At 43.1% G+C, this 12785-nt stretch carries 13 protein-coding genes; 11 read left to right on the top strand and 2 right to left on the bottom strand.

Features of this window, described 5'->3' with window-relative positions; translation table 11 throughout:
• The first annotated feature begins 75 nt into the window (after positions 1–75).
• Complete coding sequence (locus DRED_RS15080; RefSeq protein ID WP_011879127.1) at positions 76–1035, top strand: hypothetical protein; 960 nt, start codon at positions 76–78, stop codon at positions 1033–1035.
• Between the two features lie 161 nt (positions 1036–1196).
• Here the strand turns inward: DRED_RS15080 and DRED_RS15075 are convergent, their stop codons facing one another.
• Both DRED_RS15075 and DRED_RS15070 read right to left on the bottom strand, forming a co-directional pair.
• Positions 1197–1949, bottom strand: coding sequence for an AAA family ATPase (locus tag DRED_RS15075; RefSeq protein WP_011879126.1), 753 nt, complete (start codon positions 1947–1949; stop codon positions 1197–1199).
• Between the two features lie 193 nt (positions 1950–2142).
• On the bottom strand, positions 2143–3264 hold the full coding sequence (locus DRED_RS15070) for a PRK06851 family protein (RefSeq protein ID WP_011879125.1): 1122 nt from the start codon (positions 3262–3264) through the stop codon (positions 2143–2145).
• Between the two features lie 390 nt (positions 3265–3654).
• Here DRED_RS15070 and DRED_RS15065 point away from each other — a divergent pair, with 390 nt between their 5' ends.
• The 10 genes from DRED_RS15065 to nifE all read left to right on the top strand — a co-directional run bounded on the left by DRED_RS15065 (position 3655) and on the right by nifE (position 12779).
• Entirely contained in the window at positions 3655–4740 is a 1086-nt protein-coding gene (locus tag DRED_RS15065) for a transketolase C-terminal domain-containing protein (RefSeq protein ID WP_011879124.1), read from the top strand.
• Positions 4741–4771: 31 nt separating this feature from the next.
• Positions 4772–5545, top strand: coding sequence for a thiamine pyrophosphate-dependent enzyme (locus DRED_RS15060; RefSeq protein WP_011879123.1), 774 nt, complete (start codon positions 4772–4774; stop codon positions 5543–5545).
• A complete protein-coding gene (locus tag DRED_RS15055; RefSeq protein ID WP_011879122.1) occupies positions 5538–6101 on the top strand; it encodes a 2-oxoacid:acceptor oxidoreductase family protein in 564 nt (187 codons plus the stop codon). Before DRED_RS15060 ends, DRED_RS15055 begins: the two co-directional genes overlap by 8 nt.
• Before the next feature lie 11 nt (positions 6102–6112).
• A complete protein-coding gene (locus DRED_RS15050) occupies positions 6113–6361 on the top strand; it encodes a 4Fe-4S dicluster domain-containing protein (protein WP_011879121.1) in 249 nt (82 codons plus the stop codon).
• A gap of 391 nt (positions 6362–6752) precedes the next feature.
• Positions 6753–7571, top strand: coding sequence for a nitrogenase iron protein (nifH, locus tag DRED_RS15045; RefSeq protein WP_011879120.1), 819 nt, complete (start codon positions 6753–6755; stop codon positions 7569–7571).
• A gap of 34 nt (positions 7572–7605) precedes the next feature.
• Positions 7606–7935 (top strand): P-II family nitrogen regulator, encoded by a 330-nt coding sequence (locus DRED_RS15040; protein ID WP_011879119.1) that lies wholly within the window; start codon positions 7606–7608, stop codon positions 7933–7935.
• Positions 7936–7947: 12 nt separating this feature from the next.
• Positions 7948–8328, top strand: coding sequence for a P-II family nitrogen regulator (locus tag DRED_RS15035; RefSeq protein WP_011879118.1), 381 nt, complete (start codon positions 7948–7950; stop codon positions 8326–8328).
• A gap of 26 nt (positions 8329–8354) precedes the next feature.
• A complete protein-coding gene (gene nifD, locus DRED_RS15030; protein ID WP_011879117.1) occupies positions 8355–9974 on the top strand; it encodes a nitrogenase molybdenum-iron protein alpha chain in 1620 nt (539 codons plus the stop codon).
• Positions 9968–11359, top strand: a complete 1392-nt coding sequence (nifK, locus tag DRED_RS15025) for a nitrogenase molybdenum-iron protein subunit beta (RefSeq protein WP_011879116.1) — start codon at positions 9968–9970, stop codon at positions 11357–11359. Before nifD ends, nifK begins: the two co-directional genes overlap by 7 nt.
• 67 nt (positions 11360–11426) lie before the next feature.
• Entirely contained in the window at positions 11427–12779 is a 1353-nt protein-coding gene (nifE, locus tag DRED_RS15020) for a nitrogenase iron-molybdenum cofactor biosynthesis protein NifE (protein WP_049755912.1), read from the top strand.
• The last annotated feature ends 6 nt before the right edge of the window (positions 12780–12785 follow it).

The raw sequence follows: 12785 nt of genomic DNA, 5'->3' as shown, positions 1-12785 counted from the left end.
CGATTTTTGAGCCTGGATCGTTCTACAATTAGATATATTTTATATTTATAACAACTTTAAAAGGAAGTGGATTATTTGAAGAAAATGTTTGTTGCATTGATGATTTTCTCCATCCTTTTCACAGGTTGCTCAAAGGGAACAGAACAAGCCAACAAGCAACCTGCACCAAAGGAAACAAAGCAAGAGGTAGGTGTTCAATCCGAAGCAAAACAAAATGAAATAATGAATGGTTTTAATCAAATACTGCAGGAAAATGGTGCTGAAAGAGAAGTCATTGACTTTATTAACAAAAACATTTCCCTTGTCTCTAAGGAAAACGCTTCTCAAATGGTTTTGGGTTTGGAAAGCGTACAGCAGAAGAACCTTGAACAGCGACAAAAAGGTTTTTTCGAGATTGAGCTAAGATTACTAAAAAGTATGCAAGAAGGTAGTCTAACATTTAAAAATGGTAGCCTTGTTACTTCCTCCATACAGCAGTTAAAAGATGAAGACCTTAAAAAACTATTTGAAGATAATCTAGCCATGGGTTATAAGTTTATCTGCCCGGAGGGTTCTGTTTATCCAATTATTAACTATGAAATGGCCTATCAACAATATGGCAAATACCTTACGGATGAAATTAAAGACTATTTTGAGATTATGGCAATAGAATCTGAAAACCCCTTCTCTGTGGATGCCGGCTTAAATGTCTCCTGGGACGAGGTGTATAAGAGGGCAGTGAAGTCAGAGAAATACTTACAGTCCTATCCAAAATCTGTAAAGTACAAAGAGATAAAACAATGGTATGGGTGGTATGCAGCTGCCTATATTTATGGACTGGATAACTCTCCTGCTTTTGTCGTTGATACCACTTTTCTTAATGAAAAACTAAAAAATAGCTATTTAAATGTAGCTATGGATACAGAAAGTGATCTTGGTAAAAAAATTAAAGACTATCTGGTTGTATTAAAGAAAAACAATTTTAAGTTAACAGATGAGGTTGATCAATACAGAAAGGGTATTATTGATATTCAAGAGGTTTATAATATAAAGTAAATATAAAATAAAAAGTCGTGGCTAACTGCCCGGCTTTCTTAGCATATCAGAAAGTATAAAACTTTCCGATATGCATAAGGGCAAACTAAGGCTCCGCCGACGTCTAAAGACTTGGCGAAGCCAAGTTTTTCTAATTTTTATACTGTCAAAAGGGAAGGAAATTATGGTTGCATTAATATATTTAACATTCTTTCTGTATTGTTTAAAAATTGCCGAGTGATTTGATAATGCTCTGTCTCGGTATATTCAACCAATTCATAGGTATCCTTTAATTGTAAGATTATGGCGTCCGGGTAGGCCATGATAATGGGCGAATGAGTGGCAATAATAAATTGAGATGCCTTTTGGACCAGATCATGAATTCTAGAGATTAGGGCCATTTGCCTGGAGGGTGATAACGCTGCCTCAGGTTCATCTAATAGATACAGCCCCTTTCCGTAAAAACGATTTATAAAAGTGGCAAAAAAGGATTCACCATGGGATTGGGCATGTAATGAACGACCACCATAAGAGTTTATTATTTTATTACCAAGGCCGGACTTGTCAAGTTCGTCAATATTTGAGGCAACATTATAGAAACTTTCAGCCCGCAGAAAAAAGCCATCTTCAGGTCTTTTGAACCCCTTAACCAGCTTAATACACTTGTGTAAATCGGAATGGGTATTGTTAGTTGAAAAAGTAAAATTTTTTGTGCCACCCTCTGGATTAAAACCAAAGGCAATTGCAATTGCTTCTAGTAAAGTAGATTTACCGGTCCCATTTTCTCCAACTATAAATGTCACTCTTGGGTGAAAATCCAATGTACTTAGAGTCTTGACCGCAGGCAAACAATAAGGATATTTTTTAAAGGAATCTATTTCTTCCCGTATTAATTCTATTCCTCGTATATATTGAGTCTTTTCGTTTAATATCATGTTTTAGCCTCCCCACAAACTTTATACTGATCTTGAAACGAATACTTGTTCATAATTTTAAGACGACATTGCTTGATTTATTGTTACAGAATTTGGCCTTTCAGTTAAAATTAAGAGATATTCTATCACCGGTGGCTTACCTAAACGAAAACCTCCCTGAGATTTCTCAGAGAGGTTTTGCCTTAATATAGAGTTATTTAAACTCCTCCGCATATCTTAATATCCTTGCTAAAATCTCATCACGCTTAACATTAATGGCATCAAAGTCCATGGCAGGAATATAGTACTCTTCCATCACATCGTGCTCAGCCTTGGCAGCCGCAATGTAAGAGGTAGCCCTGCCGATGGCAGAATGAAGTCTTTCAAAGGCACACTTAATTTCCTTATCATAGACAGATAAAAGCTTTGGATCTAGATACTGCCCAAGGTCTTTAAATTTTACTTTCTTCAGGCCGGGGATATCCTGGATTTTAAGGTTAATACCGGGAATATCCTTTAATACTGCAATTTGTAAGTCCGGTACCACTAACAGGTCGACTTTGGTTGGCTCAAAGGCGCAGTGGTAAACTTCGGTATCCAACCCGTGAATGTAAAGGGCCTGGGCAATGGTGCCTATTGCCTCTGAGGCGGCGGCACTGGCATCCCCTGTAATGAAGTAGAGATTTTTAATACCGTCTAACACCGTTTCCAGATGATGATCCTGACCTTTGGGAGTAAAGGCGGTGGCGAACAGATGTCGTTGCCGGGGTTTTGATATAAACTGGAATTGAGCATCATCCAGAATATCTTTGGTAATGTCATGAATTACACCGTTGACACCGGCCATATTAATGGCTTCGTTATAGTAGCTGTCTAATTCATCCTTTATAGCCTTAGCTTCGGCCAATTGGTGGTAGGCAATCTTAAAGAGTCGACCAACCCTGGCATTGGATTTAAGGACGGCTTCTTTATTTTGCCGCAGGCTATCTTCATTCCAGTAGTCTCCCAGATGGATAATTTCATCCACAGCACCTGGGTTTTTGGGATCTACCACATGGGGGGCGGTGCCGTCTAAAAGTGCTACGCCAATGGAGGGAATGCATACTCCGTCCAATGAACCGTTATCCGATGAACAACAATGATATTCAACATCATAGCCTAAGTCCAACATTTTTTCTCCGATGTATCTCATAAATGTAGATTTACCAACGCCAGGACCACCCTTTATAACGAAGATTCTAGTTGCATCCAGGTTAATAATATTGTCATAGTATGAAAAAAAACCACGGCAGGTATTACCTCCCGGAAAAACCTTCTTTAGTTTGCCCCTGCTCATTTTTCCCCTCCTTTTTAGAACTTTGTTTTAGGAAACAACAAAAATAAGTTTATATGTGAACGATTTTGTCACGACATTGTGACATTTTATTAATATTAACAGTTTTGTTATCTATGATATTTTTTGACAGGTAAACAATTGGTAATATATGTAATTTCGGTCAATTGGTATGGTCCAAAGGGGTGATTAGAACAACCTTTTTGTAAAGAATTGTTTTAATATATGTAAAAAATGTCGTATTTTTAGAAAATTTGACATATTAAATAAAGTATACATATTTATAAAGAAGGAAAATTCAGTAAATACAGAGAATATTCTAAATCTATAAAGCTATAAGAGGTTTGTTTCCTAAAAAGAACTTTTACTAAAATAGGAGGTGTGGTATCTATCATGTCTGAAAAACCCATTACAGGAGAAAAACGGGTGTTCATGACTGGTAACGAGGTAGTTGCCTGGGCTTGTTTAGCAGCAGGTGCCGATATTATGTACGGCTATCCCATTACCCCGCAGAACGAAATTATGCACTACTGGACCCGTCAAATCCCCAAGTATGGCCGTAAATTCCTGCAAACCGAAGACGAGCTCTCTGCTGGTTTTACCACAGTGGGTGGTGTTTTAGCAGGTCTGAAGGCTTTTACCGCCACCGCCGGTCCTGGTAACACACTGATGCAGGAACCCATGTCCATGGCTGAAATGATGCGACTGCCAGTCGTAACCATTGTTCAGCAACGCGGTGGTCCGTCCACTGCGACAGTTATTTACTCCCAGCAGGAAGTTACTATGACTACCCAAGGTGGTAACGGTGAGGGAATACGTATTGTCTATTCCCCCAGCAACCACCAAGAACTATTTGACTATACACTGAAAGCCTTTAATACTGCGTGGAAATATCGTTTCCCCACCTTTGTGCTGGGCGATGGTTATCAAGCAAAATTACGTGAATCTGTAACTCTGTACGATCCTGAGGAAAGAGGTTATGTAAGGGTACCCTCTGAAAAATATGTTGGGAAACCAGGTACCCCCGGTGTAGACCGTGAGCCTGGCCATTACCGTAACACCTATAACACCGAAGAAGAGCTATTTGAAGTTCTGCAACAGCACATTACCGATTACGAAAAAATGGCTCCTGAGGTCATTGAATATGCTCAGGATAATGTAGAAGATGCTGATCTGGTAATCGTAGCTCACGGCGTGGTTTTCCGTGGCGTACGGGATGCCGTAAAAGAATTAAGAGAAGAGGGCTACAAGGTAGGTTTCTTCCGTCCCATTACCCTCCGCCCCTTCCCTGCGGAGCAGCTCAAGGTCATTGCTAACAAAACCAAAAAACTGCTGATTGCTGAGTCCGCCCAGGGTCAGTTGGCCAAACTGGTCAAGGATGCCATTTACGGTGCAACTGCTGAAATTGTACCTTTGTTCCGTCCTGGTGTAGGTATCACCACAGAACAAATTGTTGCAAGAGCAAAAGAGGTACTTTAAGATTTGCCAAATTAAGGAGGGAGGTTCCAACATGTCTGTGTCTCCACAACCTGCCATGCCTAAAAGCTGGCGTGCAGAAAGCAAGCCCCATAAATTCTGTCCCGGTTGCGGCCACGGCCTGGTATTAAAATGCCTGGGCGAAGCCATTGATGAACTGGGTATTCAAGATAGAGTTGTATTCGGATGTGACATTGGATGTTCTTTGCTGTCCTGGGATTTCTTCAACTGTGACAGTGTACAAACCCACCATGGTCGTACTACCCCGGTAATGACTGGTATCAAACGGGCAAACCCCGATATGATCTGTGTTGCATATATGGGTGATGGCGGCGGTTATGCCATTGGTATTGGCGGCATTGTTAACGCTGCTTCTCGTAATGAGAAAGTAACTGTACTGCTGGCCAACAACACCGTTTATGCCATGACCGGTGGTCAGATGTCCCCCTGTACCATGCCCGGACAAAAGGTTGAAACAGCTCCCTATGGACGTGACCCCGAAGCAACCGGTATGCCCACCCAGGGACCTGAAATGATCTCTGCCATCACTGGAGACGGTGCCTATGTTGCCCGCGGTACCACTTCTAACTTAAAGCAATTAAAGAGTTATATTAAAAAAGCGCTGCAAAACCAAATAGATGGAAGGGGCTTCTCCTTCGTTGAAGCACTGGCTGGTTGTCCCACCAACTGGCGGACCAATGCTGAGAAGACCTGGGCCTTTATTGAAAAAGAAATGACTCAGTACTACAAAGTAGGGGAAAAGAAAAACCCTTTCGAGGCTAAAAAGGAGGCTCAGCAGAATGGCTAAAGCTGTAAAAATCTGTTTGGCCGGCGAAGGTGGCCAGGGTGTTCAATCCGTAGCAGGTATTATTGCTGATGCTGCCAATGCAGAGGGCCGCGAAGCACTCTACATTCCCAACTTTGGTGTTGAGCAGCGTGGTGGTGTATCAATTGCTTTCCTGCAGATTGCTGACAAGCCCATCGGAGCTCCTAAATTTGATAAAGCCGATATTCTGGTTACATTGAGTGATCGGGCTGTACGTCGTTGCAAACAATATGTTGATGCCAATACTGTCTTTGTATATGATGCAAGCATTCAGGGTGTAGAAGAGGATCTTCCTAAGGAAGGTGAAGCTAAGAAAGTATTAGCTATTCCTGCTTTAGAAATATCCCAAAACGAACTGCACCCCCGGGTGTTTAACATTCTGATCATGGGTGCTGTTATTGGTGCCACTGGAGTGATTCCAGTGGAAACTGCCAAGGCCGCCATCGAAAAGAAACTGGGTTACAAATTTGAACAGAATCCTCAGCTGCGTGAACTGAACTTCAAGGCCATTGATCGCGGCATTGAGCTAATGAAATAGGGGGGGAAATCATGGAATTCAAAGGTCGTACCCTAGAATTAACCAAAGGTGATTGGACTCTTTTCCCCGGTCTGTGTAAGGGTTGTGGTCTGTGCATCCAAAAATGCCCTAAAAAGTGCATTTCCTGGTCCAAAGTACTGGGTGTGTACGGAACCCCCTCGGTAGAGACCAATGACGAATGTATCGCCTGTGGTATCTGTCAGATGGTATGCCCCGACACAGCGATCCGGGTAGATAAAAGAGTTGCTAAAGAAGCATAGGCATAAATCTACACCAATTGATTGACTTAAAATTGAAAAAAGTGAAGGGGCTGTTGCACAATGAACCGAATGGTTCTTGTGCAAACAGCCCCTTTTAAGAAACTGGTTCTAAAATAATTTGCTTTAGTAAAAAGTGTACTGTATTCATAGAGTAAACCCATTGATATAGCCTAATTGATTTGCTATAATCTAAATCAATTTAAAAGATACGTTGTAGTATCAAATGACAAATGGCGAGGGCGCCGGTTCTTATAGAACCGGCGTTTTGTATTTTAACTAAGACAATACCCTCCCTATATACAATGGAGTGTTTTGGCGTTGAGGCCGCTGGAATTTATAGGTTCCAGCGGCCTGGTCTTTTTTTAAAAACCTAAAACAGGAGGAATGAAACATGAGACAAATTGCGATCTATGGCAAGGGTGGTATTGGTAAATCTACGACTACGCAAAACACGGTGGCTGCCTTGGCAGAGGCCGGTAAAAAGATTATGGTAGTAGGCTGTGACCCTAAGGCTGATTCAACCCGCCTGTTATTACACGGTTTGAACCAAAAGACTGTTCTGGACACCCTGCGTGATGAGGGTGAGGATATTGATTTAGAGGATGTTTTAAAAACTGGTTATGGGGATACCAAATGTGTGGAGTCTGGTGGTCCTGAACCGGGTGTAGGATGTGCTGGTCGTGGGATTATTACCTCAATCAATTTGTTAGAGTCCCTGGGAGCCTATACCAACGATCTGGACTATGTATTCTACGATGTACTGGGGGACGTTGTTTGTGGTGGTTTCGCTATGCCGATCCGGGAAGGTAAAGCCCGGGAGATCTATATTGTGGCTTCCGGTGAGATGATGGCCCTCTATGCAGCCAACAATATTTCCAAAGGTGTTCAAAAATTTGCAAATACCGGCGGTGTGAGACTGGGCGGCATTATTTGCAACAGCCGTAAGGTTGACAATGAACTAGAATTGCTAACCGCATTTGCGAAGGAACTGGGATCTCAATTAATTCACTTTGTTCCCAGGGACAACATGGTGCAAAGGGCAGAAATTAACAAGAAGACTGTCATTGATTTTGATCCTGCACAGCCCCAAGCTGATGAGTATCGGACTTTGGCCCAAAATATAGACGGCAATGATATGTTTGTTATTCCCAAGCCTATGACCCAGGATCGACTGGAAGAATTATTAATGGCCCACGGTATTCTGGATTAATCCAAGATTAATTGAAATTCAAGGAGTGAATTCGATGTTAATGATCAGAGCAATCGTTAGACCAGAAAAGTCTAATATTATCTTAGCGGAGTTAAACAGTGCCGGATTTCCTGCCGTAACGAAAATGGATGTGGTTGGCCGTGGTAAGCAGCGGGGTGTAAAGGTTGGGGAAGTTGTCTACGACGAAATTCCCAAGGAAATGTTGATGCTGGTGGTTCAGGAGGAAAAGGATAAGGATGATGTTATCAGTATCGTATCCAAGTATGCCAAAACCGGCAAAAAAGGAGCCTTCGGAGACGGTAAAATTTTTGTTACCCCTGTGGAGGAAGCTTATACCATTAGCAGTGGCACAAAAGGCCTGTAGGGGGATGAATCTATGAAAGAAATCATTGCAATTATTCGGATGAATAAGGTTAATGTTACGAAGAAAGCCCTATCGGAGATTGGTGTTTGCGGTCTGCATGCCATGAAGGTAATGGGAAGGGGAAAAATGAAGGTGGACTTCTATATCATCAATGAGTTAGGAAACAAAGAAGAAATTGGTGGGATTTTAGCCGATGGCTTGTCAGAAGGGGCTCGCTTAATTCCTAAACGCCTGTTAACCATATTGGTCCATGATGATGAAGTGGAAAAGGTTGTAGGTGCCATTATTGAGGTCAATAAGGAAGGCCACAAAGGAGATGGCAAAATCTTCGTAGGACCAGTCTTGGGTGCTGTTCGAGTGAGAACCGGCGAGCAGGGAGAGATAGCCATTTAAATCAGTAGCTAGAGGAGGTGCAGCAAGTGGCCATTGATGAAAAAAAGCTGGAGGAGATTTTTAGTCAATACCCGGCAAAAGTAAAGAGAAATCGTAAGAAACATATTGTCATTAGGGATCCGGAGCAGGCCCGTCAAGAAATCGAGGCTAACACTAGAACCGTTCCAGGAATTATTACCAACCGCGGCTGTGCCTATGCTGGATGTAAAGGTGTTGTGTTGGGTCCGCTGAAAGACATTGTGCACATCACCCATGGACCCATTGGTTGTGGTTACTATTCATGGTTAACCCGACGCAACAAAGCAGTATCCGAGGACCCCAAGAAGAATTTCCTTACTTACTGCGTTTCTACCGATATGCAGGAAAGTGATATTGTCTTTGGTGGGGAGAAAAAGCTGGCTAGAATGATTGATGATGTTGTGGAGATCTTTAAGCCCAATGCCATTACCGTCTCAGCCACCTGCCCGGTGGGGCTGATTGGGGATGACTTGAACGCCGTGGCCAAGGCAGCTGAAGAAAAACATGGTGTTCCGGTGATGGCCTTTAACTGTGAAGGTTACAAAGGTGTTAGCCAGTCAGCGGGTCATCATATTGCCAACAATATTTTGATGGATAGGGTCATCGGCCAGGGAGATTGGGAAGAATCTCCTGGCAAGTATCCCATTAACATGCTGGGAGAATACAACATCGGTGGCGATAGTTGGGAGGTTGAGCGAGTACTAAAAGAAATCGGCTACACCGTTATTTCGGTAATGACCGGTGATGGCTCCTATAAAGATTTAAAAAATGCCCATGTGGCTGAGTTAAACCTGGTTCAGTGCCATCGTTCGATCAATTATATTGCAGAAATGCTGGAAACCAAATATGGTACACCCTGGTTGAAAGTAAACTTTATTGGGATTCAGTCTACCATTGATACCCTGAGAAATATGGCCCTTTATTTCGGTGATCCAGAATTAATCCGCAAGACCGAAGAGGTCATTGCCAGGGAACTGGCGGAAATTGAGCCGGTCATTGATCAATACAAAAAAATATGTGAAGGAAAGACTGCCTTTTGCTTCGTGGGGGGCTCCAGAGGTCACCATTATCAGGGGTTGTTTGCAGAACTTGGGATCGAAACCGTTCTGGCAGGTTATGAGTTTGCTCACAGGGATGATTACGAGGGCAGAGAGATCATCCCTGAAATCAAATTGGATGCAGATACTAAAAACATTCCTAACCTGCAGGTAGAACCGGATCAGAGAAGATTTAAGCTAAAAATCTCACCGGAACGGATGGAAGAACTGAAAAAACAAATTCCTTTGAGTTATTACAAAGGAATGAATGTGGAGATGAAGGAAGGCCATGTCATTGTAGATGACCTGAATCACTATGAAACCGAAGAATTTATCAAACTGTTAAAGCCGGATATCTTTGCGTCTGGTATTAAAGATAAATATATTGTACAAAAAATGGGCATTCCGGCTAAACAATTACACTCCTATGATTACAGTGGTCCCTATGCAGGCTTTAAGGGTGCAGTGAAATTTGCGGAGGATGTGGCCATGGGTTTTGTTTCACCCACCTGGAATTTTACTACCCCGCCCTGGAAAAACAAACCAATTATAGAAGGAACCATTGAGGAAGGAGGATGCTCAAAATGCTAGATTGCACACCGAAAGAAATTAGAAAACGTACTGGCGGCATGATTAACCCGGCTAAAACTTGTCAGCCCATTGGAGCCATGTATGCTGCGCTGGGCATCCACAGGTGCTTGCCCCACAGCCACGGTTCCCAGGGATGTTGCTCCTATCACCGTATGCACCTGTCCCGGCATTTTCGTGATCCCATTATGGCTTCGACCAGTTCCTTTACCGAAGGTGCCTCTGTATTTGGTGGCGGTGCCAACTTAAAAACAGCCATAAAAAACGTATTTGCCATCTATAATCCAGATATTATGGCAGTGCATACGACCTGTCTATCCGAAACCATTGGGGATGATTTGCCAACCTTTATTCGGACATCGGAAGTCCCCGAGGGTAAACTGGTTATTCATGCTAATACACCCAGTTATCAAGGTTCCCACGTAACAGGCTTTTCCAATATGACGAAGGGTATGGTCAACTACCTATCTGAAGCTTCTCTGGAAACAAAAAAAGAACAGGCTAATGTAATTCCAGGTTTTGTTAACCCTGGGGACATGAGAGAAATTAAAAGAATTGTCAAGACCATGGGGATTCCGTTTATTATGTTCCCAGATACTACCGGGGTTGTGGATACCCCGATGACCGGTAAATATGAAATGTTTCCCAAGGGTGGAACCACCGTACCGGAACTCATTGATACAGGGAATTCTAAAGTAACCCTAGCCTTGGGTAGCTATGCTTCATCCGATGCTGCCAACCAGTTGGATAGAAAATGCCAGGTTCCTGCGGTAACCCTGAAGACACCCATTGGCATCAAGGCCACTGACGAGTTTTTAATGGCATTAATGAACAAGTTTACTGTAGATGTTCCCTATGAATTGGAAGAGGAGCGGGGACAGTTGGTGGACATCATGACCGATACCCATTTCCACTTCCACGGCAAAAAAGTTGCCATCTTTGGCGATCCAGATATTGTTATTGCCATGACCGAATTTGTCTTAAGCTTGGGCATGATACCCATCCATGTATTAACGGGTACTCCTGGTAGCGGGGGGGCCATTGGTACTATGGTAGGAAACTTTGAGGATGAAGTGAAGAGCATGTTAAAAGATGCTGGTGTAGAAGGAAGAGTAAAGGCAGCGGGTGACCTTTTTGAATTGCACCAATGGATCAAGAATGAACCCGTTGATCTTTTGATTGGCAATACCTATGGCAAATATATTGCCAGGGCGGAAGATATTCCACTGGTTCGTCTGGGCTTCCCCATTCTGGACAGAAGTGTACACTCTTACCTGCCGGTGGTAGGTTACAAAGGCGCCATGCGCTTGCTTGAAATGATCAGCAATGCGTTGCTGGAGCGGCAAGACAGAGATGCCAAGGATGAAGATTTTGAGTTGGTAATGTAACGAAAACTGAACAAGGAGGCAGGTTACTGGCCTCCTGTTCCAACTCATTATAAGTTTGAAAGGAGTGATGGATGTGCGGGAAGCAGTATTGCAGGATACGGTTTTTCAAGAAAGGGAAGATTCCATCATCACCAAGGGAAAACAGAAGAAACAACTGAAGTGTGACACAGACAGTGTTGCCGGTTGTGTCAGCCAGCGAGCCTGTGTTTACTGTGGGGCCAGGGTTGTTCTAAACCCGGTTACTGATGCCATCCATCTGGTTCATGGTCCTATTGGCTGTGCCAGCTATACCTGGGATATCCGGGGGAGTCTCAGCAGTGGATCTGACTTGTACAGGAACAGTTTCTCCACTGATCTGAAAGAACAGGATGTCATTTTCGGTGGTGAAAAGAAATTAGCTCGGGCCATTGATGAATTGGTTGAAAAGCATCCTGCCAAAGTAGTTTTTGTCTATGCCACCTGCATTGTCGGGGTGATTGGGGATGATCTGGAAGCCGTCTGTAAGGCTGCTGCTGATAAACACCAAATTGAGGTGATTCCGGTGCAGTCCAGCGGCTTTGCCGGAAATAAATCGGCAGGGTACCGGGCCGCCTGTGATGCGTTACTTCGACTTATTCAAAGGGATAATGCCAAAGTTGCCCAGAAAAAAAATACGCTGAATTATCTAGGTGATTTCAACCTGGCCGGAGAGGTATGGATTATAAAAAACTACCTCAAGGAAATTGGGGTTAACGTAAATGTGGCCTTTACCGGCGACTCAAAATATCAGGCATTAAAAAATGCCACCCATGCATCTGTGAATATCATTCAGTGTGCTGGCTCTATGATCTATATGGCTGAACGAATGAAGGAACTTTATAAGATTCCCTACTTTAATATTTCGTTCTTGGGTCTGCAGGATACGACCGCTTCCCTGCGAAAGATTGCTGTTTTTTTTGGCGATGAAGATATGATGTCCCAAGTAGAAAAGTTGGTGCAGCGGGAAACAGTTCGGGTTGAGCCCGAGTTAGAGTGGTATCGACAAAGGTTGCAAGGTAAAAAAGCCGCTATTTACGTAGGGGGAGGGTTTAAGGCTATCTCCCTGGTCAAACAGTTTAGAGAAATTGGTATTGATGTTGTCATGATCGGAACGCAAACCGGACGAAAGGAAGAATACGAAACCATTAATGATCTGGTGGATGACGGAACCATTATTTTGGATGATGCGAATCCGACAGAATTAGAAAAGTTTATGGTGGATAAGGGAGCTCACCTGTTGGTGGGAGGCGTTAAAGAAAGACCTTTGGCTTACAAATTGGGTGTTGCCTTTATTGACCATAATCATGACCGAAAGCATCCCTTGAGTGGTTTTGTGGGAGCAGTAAACCTAGCCAAAGAGGTTTATACCACCCTTTGTTCACCAGTCTGGAAATATGTATAAGGAGGG

The sequence above is a fragment of the Desulforamulus reducens MI-1 genome (assembly GCF_000016165.1).
GTDB lineage: Bacteria > Bacillota > Desulfotomaculia > Desulfotomaculales > Desulfotomaculaceae > Desulfotomaculum > Desulfotomaculum reducens.
The sequence above is the reverse complement of the archived record's forward strand: the minus strand, read 5'-3'. Positions and strand labels throughout refer to the sequence as shown.